Source organism: Stenotrophomonas sp. GW821-FHT01H02A, from assembly GCF_059422145.1.
In genome coordinates this window covers 238,067-258,349 of sequence record NZ_JBWKWI010000004.1, presented here as the reverse complement: position 1 = coordinate 258,349, position 20,283 = coordinate 238,067, and the positions used below count along the sequence as shown (strand labels likewise).

The following is a 20,283-nucleotide window of genomic DNA, read 5'->3' as shown; positions in this document are numbered from 1 at the left end:
CCGCGCGGACATGGCGAGCACGCTTGGGAGGGCGCAGATGTTCACTCGCAGAAGTTTCCTGGCCACCAGTGTCGGCGCGCTTGCCGCGCCGGCGCTGACGGCTTGTTCGCGGTCGTCCAACGCCGCACCGGCCGGTGCGCAGTTGCTGACCGCCACCGATGTCCACGTTGCCGACTACCCCACCGTCACCGCGGTGAAATGGATCGGGCAGACGCTGGAAGAAAAAACCGGCGGCCGGCTGCGGCTGCGCCAGTACCACTCCGGCCAGCTCGGCCGTGAGTCCGAGGCGATCGACATGGCCCGCTTCGGTGCCATCGACATCACCCGCGTCTACTCCGGCGCGCTCAACAACGCGTTCCCGCTGACCCAGGGCCTGTGCCTGCCGTACGTGTTCGAGTCGGTGGCGCACATGCGCCGTGCACTGGATGGCGGCGTCGCCGATACGGTCCTGCGGGGCTTTGAAACCCGCGATCTGGTCGGCCTGGCCATCTACGATTCCGGCGCGCGCTGCTTCTACAACACCAAGCACCCGATCGTGGAACCCAAGGACCTGCATGGCCTCAAGCTGCGCGTGGCGTCCTCGGACATCTTCATCCAGCTGATGCGCCTGCTCGGTGCCAACCCCACCCCGATGTCGCTGGGCGACACCTTCTCGGGCATGGAAACGCACATGATCGACGGGGCGGAAAACAACATGCGCAGCTTCCACTCCAGCCGCCATTTCGAGGCCGCGCACTACTGGTCGCAGAGCGATCACTCCTACGCGCCGGACGTGCTGCTGATGTCGCGCCAGAGTTTCGATGCGCTGAGCCCGGCCGATCGCACCCTGGTGATCGAGACCGCGCGCGAATCGGTGCAGGTGATGCGCGCGCAGTGGGATGCCTCGGAAAACACGGCCCGCCAGGCCGTGGCCGATTTCGGGATCCAATTCAACGAGGTCGACATGCCGGCCTTCCGCAGGGCCGCCGACCCGCTGCTGCAGCGCTACCTGCAGCAGCCGGACCTGGCTGCCCTCACCCGTCGCATCCGCGACTTCGCCTGAGGCCCGCCGCGATGTCCGACTCGAGTTCCGACACCATCATCACCCCGACCGTGCCGCAGCGCGTGCTCAACGTCATCGCCGATGTGGCGATCCATATTGCCGTCATCGCCCTGCTGGGCCTGGTGGTGGTACAGGGCTGGCAGGTCTTCGCCCGCTACGTGATCAATGATTCGCCCAGCTGGACCGAGCCGGTCACGCTGCTGCTGCTGGCCACGGCGATGAGCCTGGGGGCGGCCACCGGCGTGCATACCCGGCGCCATTTCGGCTTCTTCCTGCTGGCCGCGCACATGGGCCCGGGCCTGCGCCGCGCGGTCGATGTATTCGCCGCGCTTGTGGTGGCCGTGCTGGGCGTGGTCATTGCCTGGTGGGCCGCGGTGCTGCTGCTGGACGGCCTGGACATCAAGGCCGCCGGCGCCAGCCTGCCGCAGAGCATCAACTACCTGCCCCTGTCGATCGGTGGCGCCTTGATGGCGATCTTCGCCGTGAACCAGATGGCGCTGGCTGTACGGCCGGCCGATGCCGTTGCCGAGGGAGATCGCTGAGTCATGGGTATCACCATTCTTTTCACCGTGTTCGCGGTGCTGTTGCTGCTCGGCGTGCCGGTCGCGTTCGCGCTCGCCGCTGCTGCCCTGGCCACGCTGTGGTATCTGGATCTGCCGACGCTGGTGCTGGTCCAGCAGATCTCGGCCGGCACCGGCTCGGCCTCGCTGATCGCCATTCCATTGTTCATCTTCGCCGGCGAAATCATGATGCGCGGCGGCATCTCCGAGCGCCTGATCTCGCTGGCGTCCTCGCTGGTCGGGCGCATGCGTGGTGGCCTGGGCCAGGTCTCGATCCTGTCCTCGCTGTTCTTCGGCGGTGTGTCCGGTTCGGCCATCGCCGATGTCTCGGCGGTCGGCGGCACGATGATCCCGCAGATGGTCAAGCGCGGCTATGACCGTGACTTCGCGGTCAACGTCAGCATCACTGCGGCGCTGGTCGCGCTGCTGGTGCCGCCGTCGCACAACCTGATCCTGTTCTCGGCCGCTGCCGGTGGTGGTTTGTCGATCGCCGACCTGTTCGCGGCCGGCATCGTGCCGGCGCTGCTGATGACCGTCGCCCTGATGGTGACCGGCTACGTGGTGGCGCGTCGCCGTGGTTACGGCGTGGAGATCTTCCCGGGCTGGCGCGCGGTGCTGCTGCGGCTGGTCTCGGCGCTGCCCGGCCTGGGCCTGGTCGCACTGATCTTCATCGGCATCCGTGCGGGTATCTTCACGGCGGTGGAGAGCGCGGCGATCGCCGTGGTCTACGCGTTGCTGGTGACCACCGTGCTGTATCGCCAGCTGGACTGGCGCGAGTTCCTCGGCACGGTCACCCATGCCGCGCGCAGCACCGGTGTGATCCTGTTCGTGATCGCCACCGCGGCGGTGTTCGGCTGGCTGCTGGCCTATCTCGAAGTGCCCGCGGCCGCGGTCAACTTCCTGCAGTCGTTCGCGCACAGCCAGTTCATGGTGCTGTTGATGATCGTGATCATGCTGTTGCTGCTGGGCACCTTCATGGACCTGGCGCCGATGATCCTGATCTGTACGCCGATCTTCCTGCCGGTGGCCAAGGCCTACGGCATCGATCCGATCCACTTCGGCCTGGTGCTGGTGCTGACCGGTGGCCTGGGCCTGGTGACGCCGCCGGTGGGCTCGGTGCTGTTCATCGGTACCGCGATCGGCAAGATCAGCGTCGGTGAGAGCATGCGCTCGATCTGGCCGTTCTGGTTCGCCGCGCTGGGCGTGCTGCTGATCGTCACCTTCTTCCCGGAAATGTCGCTGTGGCTGCCCGCCCTGCTGCGCGCGTAAGCGTGCGGAGGCTGGCAGCCCTGCTGTGGATCGCCCTGCCCTGCGCCGCGATGGCGCAGGGCCAGGACATCCCGCTGCGCGGCTTCCAGGACGGCATCAACCATTGGCAGAGCGGGCACGGCACGGACTACCCGCGCTACCGGCCCGACCAGTACCGGCAGATCGCCGACAACCTGGTCGCGCTGCAGCGTAGTGGGGGTGGCTGGGTGGTCAACCAGGATCCGCAGCGGATCCTCGACGAGGCCGCCAGGGCCCAGGTATCGGCCGACCAGGCCACGCCCGGCGGCAGCTTCGACAACCGCAACATCTACACCCAGGTCGGCTACCTGGCCGAGGCCTTCGCGCGCAGCGGGGATAGCCGCTATCGCGACGCGGCCGTGCGCGGCCTGGACTTCATCCTCGCCGAGCAGATTCCAACGTGTGGTGGCTGGCCGCATTCGGTGCCATCGCGTACCTCGTATCACGGCCACATCACCTTCGCCGATGACGTCACCAGCGGCGTATTGACCACGCTGCGGCGGGTGCAGCGCGAGCCGGTGTTCGGTTTCATCACTCCCGATCAGCGCGCGCGCGTGGACGCTGCCGTGGCCGCTGGCGATGCATGTCTGCTGCGCCTGCAGGTGCGCCAAAGCGGTGTGCCCACGATCTGGGCCGGTCAGTACGACGCCACCACGCTGCAGCCTGCGCAGGGCCGGGCGTTCGAACTGCCGGCGCTGGTCACCGACGAAAGTGTCGGCGTGGTCCGCTACCTGATGTCGATCCCGGATCCTTCGCCGGACGTGGTCGCCTCGGTCGATGCCGCCGTGGCGTGGTTCCAGGCGCACGCGTTGACCGGATGGCGGTTGGAGACCTTCGAGACCACGCCGGAACAGTTCCAGTTCCATCGCACCACGGTGGATCGCCGCCTGGTCGCCGAGGCGGGCGCCCCGCTGCTGTGGGGGCGCTTCCATGACCTGCGCGACAGTGGCGTGCTGCTGGCCAACCGGGCGGGCGAACGCGTGGCCACCTTCGATCAGGTCCCGCGCGAGCGCCGCACCGGCTATCACTGGTACGGCACCTGGCCGCAGGCCCTGATCACCACCGAGTACCCACGCTGGCAACAGCGTGTTGCCGGGACCAGGGCGCGCTGAGCGCCGCCGGCCCACGATACGTTCAAGGGAGAGAGACGATGCACCTGAGGAAGACCCTGGCGAGCGTCGCCACCGCCTGCCTGCTGCTGGCCGGCGCCGGCCACGCCGCCGAGCCGTCCACCGCCTGGAAGCGCGGGATCGAGAACCAGCGCCAGGCCGACCTGGGCAATGGCACCTTCCTCAACCCGGTGTTCGCTGGCGACCGCCCTGACCCCTCGGTGCTCAAGGATGGTGACGACTATTACCTCACCCTGTCCTCGTTCGATGCCTACCCCGGCCTGCCGATCTGGCACTCGCGCGATCTGGTCAACTGGCAGCCGCTGGGCCATGCCATCACCAGGAACGTGGGCGCGATCTGGGCACCGGACATCGTCAAGCATGGCGGCCGCTACTACATCTACTTCCCCGCGCGGACCGGCGAGACCCGCAGCAACTTCGTGGTCTGGGCCGACAGCATCCAGGGCCCGTGGAGCGAGCCGATCGACATCGGCCTGGGCAGCTACATCGATCCCGGCCATGCGGTGGGCGAAGATGGCAAGCGCTACCTGTTCCTCAGCGGCGGCGACTACGTGCAGCTGGCCGATGACGGCCTGAGCGTGGTCGGTACCCCCAAGCACGTCTACGACGGCTGGAAGTACCCGGAAAGCTGGGACGTGGAGGCCTATGCCCAGGAAGGCCCCAAGATCAATTTCCGCGACGGCTGGTACTACATGACCACCGCCGTGGGCGGCACCGCCGGCCCGCCGACCGGGCACATGGTGATCACCGCGCGCTCGCGCTCGATCCACGGTCCGTGGGTGAACGCACCGAACAACCCGATCATGCGCACCCGGTCGGCCGCCGAGCCGTGGTGGTCGCGCGGCCATGCCACGGTGATCGAAGGCACCGACGGGCGCTGGTGGATGATGTACCACGGCTACGAGAACGGGTACTGGACGCTGGGCCGGCAGGCGCTGCTGGAGCCGATCGAATGGACCGCCGACGGCTGGTTCGTAGCCAAGGGCGGCGACCTCGGCCAGCCGTTGGCGATGCCCTCGGGCACCTCGGTCGGCGCGCACGGCATGGCCTTGAGCGATGACTTCCGCGGCAAGGCCCTCGGCCCGCAATGGTCGTTCTTCAACCCGGCCCAGGACGAATACAAGCGCCTGGCCTTCACCGGCCAGGGCCTGGTGCTGCAGGGCAAGGGCAGCACCCCGCGCGACAGTTCGCCGCTGACCGCCATCGCCGGCGACAAGGCGTACCAGTTCGAGGTCGAGATGGTGATCGCCCCGGGCGCGGTGGGCGGTGCCCTGCTCTTCTACAGCGACCGCCTCTACGTGGGCGTGGGCAGCAACGGCGAGAAGTTCATCACGCACCGCTACGGCGAGGAGCGCCCCACCCGGCTGGCCCCCAGCGCCACCGGCGGCAGGCTGTGGCTGCGGGTGACCAACAACCGCCATATCGTCACCCTCCACTCCAGCACCGACGGTAAAACCTGGCAGAAGTACCCGGTTCAGATGGAAGTCTCCGGCTACCATCACAATGTGGCGGGCAAGTTCCTGGCCCTGAAGCCGGCGATCTATGCTGCCGGTGACGGCAAGGTCGAGTTCCGGAATTTCCGCTACCGCGCCCTCGATTGAGCTCCCCGCTAGAATCCCTTGACTCATCCCCGGTTTGAACGACATGTCATTGCGCAGCAAAACCGATCCGTCGCCGCACGGATTGACCAAAGGCAAGGCCGCCACGATCAACGACATCGCGCGTCTGTCCGGGGTATCGAAGAAGACCGTTTCGCGCATCATCAACAACTCGCCGCTGGTGCGTAAGGACACGCGCGAGAAAGTCGAAGCGCTGATGCGTGAGGTTGGTTATTCGCCGGACCCGCTGGCCCGTGGGCTGGCATTCCGGCGCTCCTTCCTGATCGGCATGGTGTACGACAACCCGACCGCGCAGTACATCGTGGACATGCAGTACGGCGCGCTGGACGCGCTGCGGGGCTCCAGTTTCGAACTGGTCGTGCACCCCTGCGATTCGCGCAGCCCCGGCTACATCGAAGGCGTGCGCCGCTTCGTGCAGCAGCAGAAGCTGCATGGCGTGATCCTGGTGCCGCGTGCCTCGGAAGACCAGGCGCTGGTGGACATGCTCGATGAAATCGGCTGCCGTTTCACCCGGATCGCCTCGCTGCCGCTGGATGACACCTCGCAGATGGTGGTTACCCACGACCGCGACGGTGCCGCCGAGGCAGCCGATTACCTGCTCTCGCTCGGCCATCGCGACATCGCCCTGGTGACCGGCCCGAGCGCGTACCGCTCGGCGCACGAACGCACCGCCGGCTTCATCGATGCGCTGGCCAAGCGCGGCATCGAGCTGCCCCCGGCACGCATCGTCGAAGCCGGTTACACCTTTGAATCCGGTGTCGCCGCAGCCGAGAAGCTGCTGCTGGGCAAGCAGCGCCCGACCGCGATCTTCACCGGCAACGATGAAATGGCCGCCGGTATCTACAAGGTCGCCCTGCGGGCGGGCATCAACATTCCCCGCCAGCTCTCGATCATCGGCTACGACGACAGCCCGCTGGCCTCGCGCCTGTGGCCGTCGCTGACCTCGGTGCGCCGTCACACCCGCGACACCGGCCGGACCGCCGCCGCGATGCTGATCCAGCCCGAAGGCCAGGCCGTGATGCAGCACGCCAGCGTGCGCCCGCACCTGATCGTGCGCGACTCCTGCCAGCCGCCCGAGGATTGACCGCACCGCGTTGGCAACGACGCGCGTTCATGATCAACGCGGGTCGCCCTGCGCCCGTGCAATCGGTTGTCGACCGCCCGGTCTTTCTGACATTGACACTCTCGCCCGGGTCCGACCCGGCCTATCGTGCGCTGCAAAATGACACCGGTTTACCAAATGGCTACAATCACTTGAAATCGCGCCGGGGCCGACGCATCGCCCCACCCCTGCTCTGGAGACGCCATGTACTGCAAGACCCACTACGCCACCCATCCCGACGCCATCAAGGGCGCCAGCAATGACGACCTGCGCGATCTGTATCTGCTTGATGGTCTGTTCAACGCCGATGCGGTGACCCTGAAGTACACCCACTACGAGCGCTTCGTGCTCGGCGGTGCGGCCCCGGTCAACGGCCCGGTGTCGCTGCCCCGGCAGACCGAACCGGCCTCGGCCGCCGGCCATGCCTTCCTGGAGCGCCGCGAGCTGGGCGTGATCAACGTCGGCGCCGGCAGCGGCACCGTCACCGTGGATGGCACCGTGTTCACGCTGGGCCCGAAGGATGGCCTGTACGTGGCCATGGGCAGCGAAGACGTCGTGTTCGCCTCCGATGACGCGGCCACCCCGGCGCAGTTCTACCTGGCCTCGACCCCGGCGCATGCGCGCTTCGAGACCAAGGCGCTGTCGATCAAGGACGCCGTGGCGCTGGACCGTGGCGCGCTGGAAACCAGCAACGAGCGCACCATCTACCAGTACATCGTGCCGGCCACCTGCCAGTCTTCGCAGCTGCTGCTGGGCCTGACCGTGCTCAAGCCGGGCAGCGTCTGGAACACCATGCCGCCGCACCTGCACGACCGCCGCAGCGAAGTCTATTTCTACTTCGATCTGGGCCAGAACGACCGCGTGTACCACTTCATGGGCGAGCCGGACGCGCAGCGCCACATCGTCATCCAGAACAACGAAGCCGTGGTGTCGCCGCCGTGGTCCATCCACATGGGGGCCGGTACCAGCAACTACGCCTTCATCTGGGCGATGGGCGGCGAAAACCTCGATTACACCGACATGCACGTGCTGGACATCTGTCAGCTCAAGTGACCCCGACGCGCCGCCGGCATCGCGCCGGCGGCGTCTGTTATGCATTGGACAAGGACCACATACGCAATGGCTAATCCGTTCAGTCTGGAAGGCAAGGTCGCCCTCGTCACCGGTGGCAACACCGGCCTGGGCCAGGGCATCGCGGTCGCATTGGCGCAGGCCGGTGCCGACGTCGCCGTGGCGGGCATCGCGCCGCCCACCGAGACCATCGAGAAGATCACCGCGCTGGGCCGCCGCTGCCTGGCGATCGAAGCGAACCTGATCAGCATCGAGCCGGTCGAGCGGGTCATCCGCGAAACCATCGAAGGCCTGGGCGGCCTGGACATCCTGGTCAACAACGCCGGCCTGATCCGTCGCGCCGACGCGGTGGAGTTCAGTGAGCAGGACTGGGACGACGTGATGAACGTCAACATCAAGTCCGCGTTCTTCATCTCGCAGGCCGCCGGCAAGCATTTCATCGCGCAGGGCCGCGGCAAGATCATCAACATCGCCTCGATGCTGTCCTTCCAGGGCGGTATCCGCGTGCCGTCCTACACCGCCAGCAAGAGCGGCATCGCCGGCATCACCCGCCTGCTCGCCAACGAGTGGGCCAGCAAGGGCATCAACGTCAACGCGATCGCCCCGGGCTACATGGCCACCGACAACACCGCCGCGCTGCGCGCCGATGAGGACCGCAACAAGTCCATCCTCGACCGCATCCCGGCCGCGCGCTGGGGCACGCCGGAAGACCTCGGCGGTACCGCCGTGTTCCTGGCCTCCAGCGCCTCGGACTACGTCAACGGCGCGGTCCTGCCTGTCGACGGTGGTTGGCTCGCCCGATAACACCATTGCCCTGCGCTGGCGCTCCCACGATCTGCGCTGCGGTTCGTGGGACCGAGCAATTGCCACCAGACCCCCACCGCCTCGCGGTCGCCCTCTGATACAGGGGGCGTTCCTCAGATGCACGCCGGTAGTGCCGGCCGCTGGCCGGCAGCTCTCCACCCAGGAGCATGACCATGTTGCGTTTGCTGCTGTCTTTGTCGCTGCTGATGGCGGCCCCCAGCGCGCTGTGCGCCCCGCACCGCGTCTTCATTGCCGGGGATTCCACCGCCGCCGAGTACGGCCCGGAGCGCGCGCCACAGGCCGGCTGGGGCCAGGCCTTGCAGAGCTATCTCGATCCCGCCGTGTGGGAGGTCCGCAACCACGCCAAGGGCGGCCGCAGCACGCGCAGCTTCATCGATGAGAAGCGCCTGGATGCGATCGCCGCCGAGCTCCAGCGTGGTGACGTGCTGCTGATCCAGTTCGGTCACAACGACGCCAAGGTTGAAGACCCCACCCGTTATACCGATCCTGCCGTTGCCTACCCGCAGTTCCTGATGCGTTACGTGCAGCTGGCCCGCGACAAGGGCGCCACGCCCGTGTTGATCACCCCGGTGGCGCGGCTGCTGTACGACTTCGGGTCGCTGCTGGACACCCACGCGCTGTACACCCAGGCGATGAAGCAGCTGGCCACGCGCGAGCAGGTCGCGCTGATCGACCTCAACGACAGCTCCACGCGCTGGATCCGCGCGTTGGGCGAGCAGGGCGCGCGGCGGTACTTCCTGTTCGTGCCCGAACAGAACAAGTCCGACGGCACCCACTTCAGTAGCGCCGGTGCGAACGCTGTCGCGTGCCTGGTCGTGCGCGACTGGGTTGCGCTGCAGCCTGCGCTGAAACCCGCGCTCAAACGCGATATCGATTGCGAGGTCCGCAATGCAGGGCAGGGCGCGGATGCGTCGAAACCCTCGCGCGTGGTGCACGAGCGCGACATCGCGATCGCCCAGCCGGGCCCACATGGAGGCGCCGGCCCCACCACCGCTTACCCGTTCTTCGCCAATGACACCGACCTGCCGTTCGTGCTGCGCAAGCGCGTGCTGCACAAGGGCGCGGGCATCGGCCTGCACCCGCAGCACAAGGACGAGATCTACTACATCGTCAGCGGGCAGGGCAGCTACGTGCTGGATGGCAAGCAGTACGCCGTGGCGGCGGGCGATGCGCTGCTGACCCGAACAGGGAGCTCGCATGCCCTGCAGCAGGTGGGAGACGATGACCTGGTGCTGCTGCTCGCCTATCCCCGGTAGCGCCGACCGTTGGTCGGCTGCTCCAGCTCCACGGCGCCCGCCGCGACGCCGCGCGAACGGCAGCCGACCAACGGTCGGCGCTACCGATCAGACGTCGCCGCCGTCTTCCCAGCCTTCGCCGGTGCCCTTCTGGAACACCGTGTCGCCGTCCTGCACGTCCCCGGCCGGCAGATGCGCCTTGGCTTCCAGCGCTGCGTAGATCGGGGTGAAGTCCGGCGCGGTCGCTTCCATCAACTGCTCGAAGCTGTCGATGACGAAGTAGGTCTTCTGGAAGGTGTCGATGCGGTAGCGGGTACGCATGATCCGCTCCAGGTCGAAGCCGATCCGGTTGGGCGCGGCCGACTCCAGCGAGTACAGCGATTCGCCCTTGGACGAGACGATGCCGGCGCCGTAGATGCGCAGGCCCTCGTCGGTGTTGATCAGCCCGAACTCCACCGTGTACCAGTACAGCCGGGTCAGGTGCTGCAACGCTTCCGGGCCGATCGCATGCGCCTTGACGCCACCACGGCCATAAGCGGCCATGTAATCGGCGAACACCGGGTTCATCAGCAGCGGCACGTGCCCGAACAGGTCATGGAACATGTCCGGCTCGGCGATGTAGTCGATCTGGTCCGGCCGCCGGATCCACCAGGTCACCGGGAAGCGGCGGTTGGCCAGGTGATCGAAGAAATCCAGTTCCGGCAGCAGGCCTTCCACCCCGACCAGGGTCCAGCCGGTGGCGGCGCCCAGCACTTCGTTGAGCTGGTCGAAGCGCGGGATCATGTGCGCGCTCATGCCCATCTCGTCCTGCGCGTGCAGGAACTCCTTGCTGGCCCGGCCGACCAGCAGCTCGCGCTGGCGCTGGAACAGGGTGCTCCAGGTGGCGTGGTCGTCGGCGGTGTAGCTGTCCCAGGGCTGTTCCACGATGGCAGTGGTATAGACCGGCACGTATCCCTTGTCGGTCTGCTGGTGTTCGACGCGGCGGGGGGCGGTGGCGGTTTCCATCGTGGTGGTCTCCTGGGAAGTCATCTGTCGATGCTAGGGCAGGGCGCGCGCAAGAGGTTTGCAAAGTTGCGCGGATATAGCCTGTTGGCGCAATATCGTTGCGTCCACCTCATGTTGCGGGGCAGCAATGACCGGAGATGCCCAGTTCGACCGCACGGATCTGCGCTTGCTGGCGGAAATCCAGCAACACGGGCGCGCCACCAACGCCGAGCTCGCCGCCCGGGTGAATCTGTCCCCGTCGGCTTGCCTGCGTCGTGTCCAGCGGCTGGAGAGCGAGGGCGTGATCGCCGGGTATGGGGCCCGGCTTGAACCGCGCCAGATCGGCCTGGGCCTGCAGGCCTTCGTCCGCGTGCAGCTGGAAAAGCACGACCAGCACGCCATCGGCGTGTTCGCCGACAGCGTGGTGGAGTGGGACGAAGTGGTGGCCTGCCATGCGCTCACCGGCGACATGGACTACCTGCTGCACATCTATGTGCGCGACCTGGAGCACTTCTCCAGCTTCCTGCTCGACAAACTGCTCAATGCCGCCGGCGTGGCCGACGTCAATTCCAGCTTCGTGCTGCGCACGGTCAAGGAATTCCGCGCGCTGCCGTTGTCGCAGCTGGAATGACGCGGACCGCCCTCGCGATCGCACGGTAGAGCCGACCGTTGGTCGGCTTCGTGGAGACCAGGACCAGAAGCAGCCGACCAACGGTCGGCTCTACCGGTGGCGGGGCGTCAGCCCTCGCACTTTTCCTTGCGTCCCATCAGGCGGCCCACGCGCGAGGGTTCATCGCACTTGGGCTTCGGCGGTGGCGGGGCGAGTGCCGCTGCGCGCGCCTTCTGCAGCTGCTGGACCTTGGCACGGATCTGCGGCATCGCCGCCATCGCGGCCTTCTCGCCTTCCAGGATCGCGTTGTTGCGCTGGCCGAAATCGGCCGCGCCGATGTCCAGCACCTTGGGCCGGATGATCACGTCCGCGCGCGCCAGTTCCTGCTCGCCGAGGCGCTGGCCCATGATCGAGATCGACTGGTTCACGATCCCGAGCATGCCGGTCGGGGCCTTGCCGCTGGCCTTGCTGGAGATGTCCACGGCGATGACGACGTCCGCGCCGAGCTGGCGCGCCGCATCGACCGGCACCGGACTGACCACGCCACCGTCGATGTAGTTGTACTTGCCGATCTTCACCGGCTCGAACACGCCGGGAATGCTGCTGGAGGCGCGCACGGCCTGGCCGACGTTGCCGCGCACGAACACGGTGCGTTCGCCGGTCTCCAGCTGGGTGGCGACCGCGGCGAAGGGCTTGCTCAGCTTTTCGGCGGGGCGGTTGTCGACCTGTGCGTTGACGTAGTCCTGCAGCTTCTGGCCCTGGACCAGGCCGCCGGAGAACAGGCGCACGTCGCGGATGCTGGCCTCATCCAGGGCCACCGCCTTGGACTGCATCTGGAACGCATCCATGCCGCTGGCGTACAACGCGCCGACCACGCTGCCGGCGCTGGTACCGGACACCACCACCGGCTCGAAGCCGTTGGCCTCCAGCATCTTGATCACACCAATATGGGCGAAGCCCTTGGCCGCGCCGCCGCCGAGCGCGATGCCGATCTTGACCGGCTTGGCCGGGATCACGGGAACCGCCGCCGGCGGTGGGGTCGGGCGCACGGGATCACCGCCGCAGCCGGCGAGCAGGCCGAGCAGGGCAACGGACAGCGTCAGGCGGGTACGGCGCAGTGAGGTCATCGGCGTGGCAACGTGAATGGGCATCGAGGGGCGCCAGCATACCGAAGCGATCGCGGACCCGGCAGGGCAGCAGGGCCGGGCATTCAGGCCATGACCGGGGATGTCAGGCCGCGACCGCCGTCACAACGCGCGGGCCCGGGAGGAGGTAATGAATAGCAGCTGTTTGCGGCTCTGTTGCTGTACTGCAACAATTGTCTGGTAGCGCCGGTCCACCACCCCTCCCAACACAGCCTAAACGCCATGTTCCCGAACCGCACTGCCCACGGCCGTTTCCCGTCCGTGCACCCGCTCGTTGTCGCCCTCGCCGCCCTGCTGCCATTGACGGCCGCAGCCCAGGACGCCCCTGCCACCAAGGACCCGGTCGCCCTCGATACCCTGCAGGTGACGGCACAACGCCGCGTCGAAAACGCCAAGGACGTGCCGGTCTCGATCTCGGCCATCCAGGGTGAAAAGCTCGACGTGCTCGGTTCGGCCGGCGATGACATCCGCTTCCTGTCGGCGCGTGTGCCCAGCCTGAACATCGAATCGTCCTACGGTCGTGCCTTCCCGCGTTTCTACATCCGCGGCCTGGGCAACACCGATTTCGACCTCAATGCCTCGCAGCCGGTCTCGCTGGTGTATGACGACGTGGTGCAGGAAAGCCCGCTGCTGAAGGGCTTCCCGCTGTTCGACCTGGCCGGTGTGGAAGTGCTGCGCGGCCCGCAGGGCACGCTGTTCGGCCGCAACACGCCGGCCGGCGTGGTCAAGTTCGATTCGGCGCGTCCCTCGCAGGATGCCGACGGCTACATCAAGGTCGCCTACGGCAGCTACAACACCTGGAACACGCAGGGTGCTTACGGCGGCCCGCTGACCGACCGCTGGTCGGCGCGCGTGTCCGCGCTGTACCAGCGTCGCGACGACTGGGTCACCAACACCCGCCAGGGCGCCCCGGCGCAGGGCTTCGAAGGCTATGACGAAGCCGCCGCCCGCGTGCAGTTCCTGTACGAAGGCGATGACGTCGAAGCGCTGTTCAACCTGCACAAGCGCAAGCTCAACGGCACCGCGCGCCTGTTCCGCGCCAACATCATCAAGCCGGGCACCAACCAGCTGGTCGAGAACTTCGACCGCGATGAAGTCTCCACCGATGGCCAGAACTTCTCCGACCTGGAAACCTGGGGCGGCAGCGCGCGCCTGAAGTGGGACCTGGGCCGCGTGACGCTGCACTCGATCACCGGTTACGAGACCGCCGAATCGTTGAACCACGGCGACATCGACGGCGGTTACGGTGCCAGCTTCCTCGGCGCTGGCAACTACGGCCCTGGCAACATCCCGTTCGCCTCCGAATCGGCCGATGGCCTGCCGCACCACCGCCAGTGGACCCAGGAATTCCGCGTGGAATCCAACGAGTGGGGTCGCTTCGACTGGCAGGCCGGCGTGTTCTACTTCGATGAAGACGTCACCATCGACAGCTTCAACTACGACTCGCTGACCCCGGGCAATCCGCAGACCGGCCATGCCGTCCAGCAGCAGCGCAACAAGGCGTGGGCCGCCTTCGCCTCCGGCGATTTCGACGTGACCGAGCGCTTCAAGCTGCGCGGTGGCGTGCGTTACACGCAGGACAAGAAGGACTTCAGCGCCAGCGTGCTGCAGGCCGTCCCGTTCGGCACCCCGGTCAGCGGCCCGTACATCGCCAAGACCGACGTCAACGACGTCAGCTGGGACCTGAGCGGCGTTTACCAGATCACCGACAACCTCAACGCGTACGCACGCGTGGCCAAGGGCTTCCGCGCGCCGTCGATCCAGGGCCGCCTGGCCTTTGGTGGCGTCTCGCAGGCCGATTCGGAAAAGGTGATCTCCTATGAAGCCGGCATCAAGGCCGACCTGTTCGACCGCCGCGCACGCCTGGGCTTCAACGTGTTCCGCTACAACGTCGACGGCCAGCAGCTGATCGCCGTGGGTGGCAGCAACAATACCGCGACCCTGCTCAACGCCGACAAGACCATCGGCCAGGGCGCCGAGCTCGACTTCGAAGCCTACCTGACCGACCACGTCCTGCTGACCCTGGGCAGCAGCTACAACGACACCGAGATCAAGGACAAGGATCTGGCGGTGGCGATCTGTGGCGGCGGCTGCACCATCACCGATCCGACCACGGTCATCGATGGCGCCACCTATGCGCTGGTCAACGGCAACCCGCTGCCGCAGGCGCCGAAGTGGATCCACAACCTGACCCTGCGCGCCGGCTTCCCGGTCAACGATGCCAGCGAGTTCTACGTCTACACCGACTGGGCGTACCGCAGCCCGGTCAACTTCTTCCTGTACGAGTCGCCGGAGTTCCGCAGCCGCTCCTCGCTGGAAGGGGGCCTGCGCCTGGGCTACAACTGGGATTACGGCCAGTACGACGTCGCCGTGTACGGCCGCAACCTGACCGATCAGGTCCGCGTGGTCGGCGCGATCGACTTCAACAACCTGACCGGCTTCCTCAACGAACCGCGCACGTTCGGCGTGGAGTTCACCGCGAAGTTCTGATGCACGTCATGCGGTAGGTGCCCACCGTTGGTGCGCACGCTCCTGAAACGAAAACGGCGCGGAGAAATCCGCGCCGTTTTCGTTGATGGCCTCTGCCATTTCGCCGCTTCGGTAGAGCCGACCGTTGGTCGGCTGCCCCCCCCCCGCCTTACAACGCGCTCGCCGGCCGCACCTTCAGCACTGCTTCTTCTGCTGCGCAATCGCGTGCCGAATGCAGCCCCGCCTTGCGCGCCGCCACGATCTCCTTGCGTGCGGCCAGCAGGTCGCTGTTGAACGCGGCGTTGTCGTGCAGGCGTGCCACCGCGGCGGCACCCATGAAGCGGCCTTCGAGGATGTCGCTCTGCCAATGCACGTTGCAGACCAGGCGGCTCTCGCCATAGGTGCGGCCGCGTGCCTGGATCGCGTCGGCGCGGTCCGGGGCGATCTCCGAGAGGATCAGCGCCCAGGCCCAGCCGATCGAGGTGTGGCCGGAGGGATAGGAGCCATTGCCGCGCAGGTCCTGTTCGTCTTCCGGCGAGCAGGTGGGTTCGTTGTTGACCATGAACGGCCGCGCGCGCTGGTAGTGCTTCTTCGCCGTGCGGGTGGCCGCGCTGGCATCGATCCGGCTGCGTTCCAGCAGGCGGTACAGCGCCGGCGTCTTCACCGCATCCACCTCGACATCGATCGCGCAGGAGAACTGGTTGGCACCGGCCGGGAAGGCAAGCTCAGCGTCACGGTGGGCCTGCTCGAAGCGCGGGCTGCCGCGCAGTGCGCGCGCTTCACGGCTGACCTGTTCGTCCAGTGCGAAGCCGGCCGAACCGGCGGCCGGCGGGGCCGGTACCAGTGCCAGGCTGTCCGGCACGGCGCTGCCCTGCAGGTAGCCGACCGCCTTGGTGGTGACCGAGGCTTCCACCGGCGTGGTGCCCGGTGCGACCGTTGACGCGCAGCCGGCGAGGGCGGCGAGCAGGGCGGTCATCAGCATCGGGCGGACGGCAGCGGAGCGCAGGGACGATGACATCGGCAGGTCTCGAAGAGGGGGAGCCGCATGATCGCAGCTTCCTCCGGCGGCGACAGCGGCCGTTCGTCATCCGGCCAGATCCGGCATGGCCGCGTCCTTTCGCTTCCCACATGCGCCGGGGTGGGCCGGCTGCGCTCAGCCCGCGAATGCGCTCAACCGGCCCGCCTGTTCCACCACCCGGATCGGGCCGCCGAACAGCTCGGACAACGGTCCATCGCGCAGCAGTTCCGCGCGTGAGCCATCGGCAAGAATCTTGCCACCGCGCAGCATCACCACCCGCTCGATCTCGGGAATGATCTCTTCGATATGGTGGGTCACCAGCACCAGGGTGATGCCCTGGCGGGCGAGCCCACGCATGGTGGCGATCAGCTGTTCGCGGGCGATCAGGTCCAGCCCGGTGGACGGCTCGTCCAACAGCAGCGCCTGCGGCCGGTTGACCAGCGCCCGGGCGATCAGCACGCGCCGGGTTTCGCCGGCCGACAACTCGGCATAGCCACGCTGCAGCAAGGGCAGGGCGCCGGTCATGGCCAGGGTTTCACGCGCGCGTTCGCGCATCTCCGGGGTCACTTCGCGGAACGCCGGCACCACGAAACTGGCGAAGAAGCCGGTCAGCACCGCCTCTTCCACGGTCAGCCCGGGCATGTCCGAGAGGTTGCTGCTCAGGTCACCGGTCACGATGCCCAGCTGCGAGCGCAGCCGGTCCACCTGCCAGCGGTTCTGGCCGAGCACGCGCACCGCCACCGTGCCGTCGCCGTGCGCCAGCGGATACAGCTCGCGGGTGATCAGCTTGATGAAGGACGACTTGCCACAGCCGTTGGGGCCGAGCAGGGCAGTGTGCTGGCCCTGTTCGATGCGCAGGCTGAGATCGTGCAGGACCCGGACCTGGCCGCGGATGACGCAGGCGCGGTCGAGCTCGATCAAGGGAACGGGGGAGGCCGGCACCACCGGCGAGGCTGCGACTGTCATGAATGCGGGGGCATGCTCACGAAGGTAAGGGAAGAACTGAATGACTGCGCAAAAATGGCATCGAAGGGATGAAGTTTGCAACGTCAGGCCCCATCATGTCCGAAAGTGCACCCGTTTCCTTGCTGGCCCAGTGCGGCCCGGAGTCCTGCGATGTTCGATACGCTCCTCAACTTCCTGACCGGCGGTGTCGTCGGCCTCGGCTGGTGGGGCATGGGCCTGGTGCTGCTGGTCTTCACCCAGCTGACCATCTTTGCCGTGACCCTGTATCTGCACCGCAGCCAGGCGCACCGGGGCGTGGATTTCCACCCCGTCATCGCGCACTTCTTCCGGTTCTGGACCTGGCTGACCACCTCGATGATCACCAAGGAGTGGGTGGCGATCCATCGCAAGCACCACGCCAAGGTGGAAACCGAGGAAGACCCGCACAGCCCGGTGACCAAGGGCATCGGCATGGTGTTCTGGCGTGGCGTGGAGCTGTACCGCGAGGCCCGCGCGATGCGCGCGGACATCGAGCAGTACGGCCGCGGTGCGCCGGATGACTGGATCGAGCGCCATCTGTACACCCCGCATGCCAATCTCGGCCCGGTCGCCCTGCTGGTCATCAACAGCGTGCTGTTCGGCCTGCCCGGCGTGGCCCTGTGGGCGATCCAGATGGCGTGGATCCCGTTCTGGGCGGCCGGCGTCATCAATGGCCTGGGCCACTGGTGGGGCTACCGCAACTTCGAATCGGCCGATACCTCCACCAACCTGACCCCGTGGGCGTTCTGGGTGGGCGGTGAAGAGTTGCACAACAACCACCATGCCTTCCCGAGCTCGGCCCGCTTCTCGATGCGCCGCTGGGAGTTCGATATCGGCTGGGCGGTGATCCGTGGCCTGCAGGCGGTGCGCCTGGCCAAGGTGCTGCGCGTGGCGCCGAGCATGGACGTGCGCCCGAACATCGCCGTGCCGGATGCCGAAACCCTCAAGGCCCTGCTGTCGCATCGCTTCCAGGCGATGACCGACTACCAGCGCAATGTGTTCGTGCCGGCCCTGCGCGAAGAGGCCGCGATGGCCGGCGCCAAGCTGCGCAAGCTGCTGCCGCGCCGCATGCGCCGTGGCCTGGTCAACGATGGCCGCTGGCTCAAGCCGGATTGCCGCGCCCAGCTCAGCACCTGGGTCGAGCAGCGCCCGCGCATCCGCGTGCTGGTTGAACACCGTGCCCGCCTGGCGGCCCTGCTGGAAGCGCGCGGCAACGACGCCGCCGAGCGGTTGAAGCTGCTCCAGGCCTGGTGCCACGAAGCAGAAGCCAGTGGCATCGCCGCGCTGCAGAACTACGCCGCGCGCCTGAAGGGCTACGCGCTGACGGCGCACTGATCGATGCGTCTCCCGACCGGGAACGTATCCGCGAAACGCCGCCTTGTGCGGCGTTCTGCGTGTCTGGGCCTGGCCATCGGCCTGCTGGGCGCGACGGCACAGGCCCAGGTCACCGATACCGGCAGCTACCTGCAGCGCATGGATACCGACGGTGATGGCCGGGTCAGCGTGGACGAGTACGTGCGGTGGATGCTCTACGCCTTCGATCGCATGGACCGTAACGGTGATGGCGTGCTCAGCGCCGATGAGCTGCCCGGCGGCAAAGGCCCGTCCATCACCCGTGAGCAGCAGCGGCAGACGCTGATCCAGCGATTCCACACACAGGACGCGAACGGCGATGGATTCCTGAGCGCGCGCGAACTGGCCGCGCCGCCGCGCTGAGCCTGAGGTCTTAGAATCTCCGCATGCCCGAGCTTCCCGAAGTAGAAACCACCCGACGAGGCCTCGCGCCGCACCTGGAGGGCCGCCGCGTCCATGGCGTGATCCTGCGTCGGCCCGATCTGCGCTGGCCGATCCCGCCCGAGGTCAGCGCGCAGCTGCCCGGCCAGGCCATCGAAGGGGTGCGCCGCCGCGCGAAGTACCTGCTGCTGGATACCGCCGTGGGCAGCGCCCTGCTGCACCTGGGCATGTCCGGCAGCCTGCGCGTGCTGCCGGGTGATACGCCGGTGCGCGCCCATGATCACGTGGACATCAGCCTGGACAACGGCCGGCTGCTGCGCTTCAACGACCCGCGCCGCTTCGGCAGCCTGCTCTGGCAGCCGGCCGGGGAGATCCACCCGCTGCTGGCCGGGCTGGGCCCGGAGCCGCTGGACGCGGCCTTCGACGGCGACTATCTGTTCGCCCGCAGCCGCGGCCGCAGCGCCTCGGTGAAGACGTTCCTGATGGACCAGGCTATCGTGGTCGGGGTCGGCAACATCTACGCCGCCGAAAGCCTGTTCATGGCCGGGATCAACCCGCTGCGCGAGGCCGGGAAGATCTCCCGCGCGCGATACCAGCGCCTGGCCGACGCGGTGAAGCAGATCCTGGCCTATGCGATCACCCGCGGCGGCACCACCCTGCGCGATTTCATCAACCCGGACGGGGCGCCAGGGTATTTCGAACAGGAACTGCTGGTCTATGGGCGTGAAGGCGAGCCCTGCCGCCAGTGCGGCCGGCTGCTCCGCCACGCCACCATCGGCCAGCGCGCCAGCGTGTGGTGCGGGCACTGCCAGCGCTGACTCGTCGCGCGCCTGTCGCCTGCCCGGCGGTATAGTCCGGCCAACGTCACCGGCGGGGGTGTGCGATGGACGAAGGACCGGATATCACCGTGTGGCTGGATTCGGCCCGGGCGGGGGACCGCGCCGCGCTCGACCGGGTCCTGACCCTGCTCTATCACGAGCTGCACAGCATGGCCCGTCGGCAGCTTGCCGGGCAGCAGGGACGCACCCTGGATGCCACCTCGCTGGTGCACGAGTCGTACCTGAAGCTGCTCGGCTCGCGAGGTGCCGCCCGCTTCGAGGACCGCGCCCATTTCTTCGCCTATGCCGCCTCGGCGATGCGCAGCGTGGTGGTCGATTACGCACGCAACCGGCTGGCGCGCAAACGTGGCGGCGATCTCAAGCGGGTGGAACTGCCGGAGAACAGCAGCAGCGGCGTACGCCTGGATGAAGACCTGCTGGCGCTGGATGTCGCGCTGGCGCAGCTGCATGCGGTGGATGCGCACCTGGCCAAGGTGGTGGAACTGCGTTACTTCGCCGGCCTGTCCGAGCAGGAAATCGCCGACCTCTGCCAGCGCTCGGAGCGCAGCATCCGCCGCGACTGGCAGAAGGCGCGCATGTTCCTGCTGGCCTCGGTCGGGGCGTCCTGAGCGGCCACGCATCGTCCGGGG

The 20,283-nt window shown here is 67.4% G+C and carries 19 protein-coding genes; 15 read left to right on the top strand and 4 right to left on the bottom strand.

Annotated elements, in window-relative coordinates:
- Window positions 1-37: 37 nt before the first annotated feature.
- The 9 genes from AC07WC_RS08490 to AC07WC_RS08450 all read left to right on the top strand — a co-directional run bounded on the left by AC07WC_RS08490 (window position 38) and on the right by AC07WC_RS08450 (window position 9,892).
- Window positions 38-1,042 carry a TRAP transporter substrate-binding protein gene (locus tag AC07WC_RS08490; protein ID WP_495209612.1) on the top strand — a complete coding sequence of 335 codons (1,005 nt, stop codon included), beginning with the start codon at window positions 38-40 and terminating at the stop codon, window positions 1,040-1,042.
- A gap of 11 nt (window positions 1,043-1,053) precedes the next feature.
- Window positions 1,054-1,584 carry a TRAP transporter small permease gene (locus tag AC07WC_RS08485; RefSeq protein ID WP_495209611.1) on the top strand — a complete coding sequence of 177 codons (531 nt, stop codon included), beginning with the start codon at window positions 1,054-1,056 and terminating at the stop codon, window positions 1,582-1,584.
- Window positions 1,585-1,587: 3 nt separating this feature from the next.
- Window positions 1,588-2,871, top strand: a complete 1,284-nt coding sequence (locus tag AC07WC_RS08480; RefSeq protein WP_495209610.1) for a TRAP transporter large permease — start codon at window positions 1,588-1,590, stop codon at window positions 2,869-2,871.
- Complete coding sequence (gene pelA / locus AC07WC_RS08475; protein ID WP_495209609.1) at window positions 2,844-4,001, top strand: pectate lyase; 1,158 nt, start codon at window positions 2,844-2,846, stop codon at window positions 3,999-4,001. Before AC07WC_RS08480 ends, pelA begins: the two co-directional genes overlap by 28 nt.
- Before the next feature lie 38 nt (window positions 4,002-4,039).
- The gene (locus tag AC07WC_RS08470; protein WP_495209608.1) at window positions 4,040-5,620 is read left to right on the top strand and encodes a family 43 glycosylhydrolase; all 1,581 of its coding nucleotides are present in this window, start codon (window positions 4,040-4,042) and stop codon (window positions 5,618-5,620) included.
- Between the two features lie 43 nt (window positions 5,621-5,663).
- The gene (locus AC07WC_RS08465; protein ID WP_495209607.1) at window positions 5,664-6,722 is read left to right on the top strand and encodes a LacI family DNA-binding transcriptional regulator; all 1,059 of its coding nucleotides are present in this window, start codon (window positions 5,664-5,666) and stop codon (window positions 6,720-6,722) included.
- Window positions 6,723-6,944: 222 nt separating this feature from the next.
- Window positions 6,945-7,793, top strand: coding sequence for a 5-dehydro-4-deoxy-D-glucuronate isomerase (gene kduI, locus AC07WC_RS08460; RefSeq protein ID WP_495209606.1), 849 nt, complete (start codon window positions 6,945-6,947; stop codon window positions 7,791-7,793).
- Window positions 7,794-7,859: 66 nt separating this feature from the next.
- The gene (gene kduD / locus AC07WC_RS08455; protein WP_070426315.1) at window positions 7,860-8,615 is read left to right on the top strand and encodes a 2-dehydro-3-deoxy-D-gluconate 5-dehydrogenase KduD; all 756 of its coding nucleotides are present in this window, start codon (window positions 7,860-7,862) and stop codon (window positions 8,613-8,615) included.
- Window positions 8,616-8,788: 173 nt separating this feature from the next.
- The gene (locus AC07WC_RS08450) at window positions 8,789-9,892 is read left to right on the top strand and encodes a GDSL-type esterase/lipase family protein (protein ID WP_495209605.1); all 1,104 of its coding nucleotides are present in this window, start codon (window positions 8,789-8,791) and stop codon (window positions 9,890-9,892) included.
- 87 nt (window positions 9,893-9,979) lie between these two features.
- Here AC07WC_RS08450 and phhA read toward each other — a convergent pair whose 3' ends face one another.
- Window positions 9,980-10,876: a phenylalanine 4-monooxygenase gene (gene phhA, locus AC07WC_RS08445; protein WP_495209692.1), complete on the bottom strand. Its 897-nt coding sequence runs from the start codon at window positions 10,874-10,876 to the stop codon at window positions 9,980-9,982.
- Window positions 10,877-11,003: 127 nt separating this feature from the next.
- On the opposite strand from phhA, the gene AC07WC_RS08440 reads away from it, so the two are divergent.
- Window positions 11,004-11,486 (top strand): Lrp/AsnC family transcriptional regulator, encoded by a 483-nt coding sequence (locus AC07WC_RS08440; RefSeq protein WP_019184100.1) that lies wholly within the window; start codon window positions 11,004-11,006, stop codon window positions 11,484-11,486.
- Window positions 11,487-11,593: 107 nt separating this feature from the next.
- Here the strand turns inward: AC07WC_RS08440 and AC07WC_RS08435 are convergent, their stop codons facing one another.
- Complete coding sequence (locus tag AC07WC_RS08435; protein WP_495209691.1) at window positions 11,594-12,592, bottom strand: patatin-like phospholipase family protein; 999 nt, start codon at window positions 12,590-12,592, stop codon at window positions 11,594-11,596.
- Between the two features lie 240 nt (window positions 12,593-12,832).
- On the opposite strand from AC07WC_RS08435, the gene AC07WC_RS08430 reads away from it, so the two are divergent.
- Window positions 12,833-15,100 carry a TonB-dependent receptor gene (locus tag AC07WC_RS08430; protein WP_495209604.1) on the top strand — a complete coding sequence of 756 codons (2,268 nt, stop codon included), beginning with the start codon at window positions 12,833-12,835 and terminating at the stop codon, window positions 15,098-15,100.
- A gap of 148 nt (window positions 15,101-15,248) precedes the next feature.
- Here AC07WC_RS08430 and AC07WC_RS08425 read toward each other — a convergent pair whose 3' ends face one another.
- Both AC07WC_RS08425 and AC07WC_RS08420 read right to left on the bottom strand, forming a co-directional pair.
- A complete protein-coding gene (locus tag AC07WC_RS08425) occupies window positions 15,249-16,097 on the bottom strand; it encodes an acid phosphatase (protein WP_495209603.1) in 849 nt (282 codons plus the stop codon).
- A gap of 135 nt (window positions 16,098-16,232) precedes the next feature.
- A complete protein-coding gene (locus AC07WC_RS08420) occupies window positions 16,233-17,063 on the bottom strand; it encodes an ABC transporter ATP-binding protein (RefSeq protein ID WP_495209602.1) in 831 nt (276 codons plus the stop codon).
- Between the two features lie 150 nt (window positions 17,064-17,213).
- On the opposite strand from AC07WC_RS08420, the gene AC07WC_RS08415 reads away from it, so the two are divergent.
- The 4 genes from AC07WC_RS08415 (at window position 17,214) to AC07WC_RS08400 (ending at window position 20,262) form a co-directional block, all read left to right on the top strand.
- Window positions 17,214-18,416: a DesA family fatty acid desaturase gene (locus AC07WC_RS08415; RefSeq protein WP_495209601.1), complete on the top strand. Its 1,203-nt coding sequence runs from the start codon at window positions 17,214-17,216 to the stop codon at window positions 18,414-18,416.
- Window positions 18,417-18,419: 3 nt separating this feature from the next.
- Window positions 18,420-18,797 carry an EF-hand domain-containing protein gene (locus tag AC07WC_RS08410; RefSeq protein ID WP_495209600.1) on the top strand — a complete coding sequence of 126 codons (378 nt, stop codon included), beginning with the start codon at window positions 18,420-18,422 and terminating at the stop codon, window positions 18,795-18,797.
- Between the two features lie 23 nt (window positions 18,798-18,820).
- Entirely contained in the window at window positions 18,821-19,633 is an 813-nt protein-coding gene (gene mutM / locus AC07WC_RS08405; protein WP_495209599.1) for a bifunctional DNA-formamidopyrimidine glycosylase/DNA-(apurinic or apyrimidinic site) lyase, read from the top strand.
- Window positions 19,634-19,698: 65 nt separating this feature from the next.
- Entirely contained in the window at window positions 19,699-20,262 is a 564-nt protein-coding gene (locus AC07WC_RS08400; protein WP_179460610.1) for an ECF-type sigma factor, read from the top strand.
- Window positions 20,263-20,283: the final 21 nt, after the last annotated feature.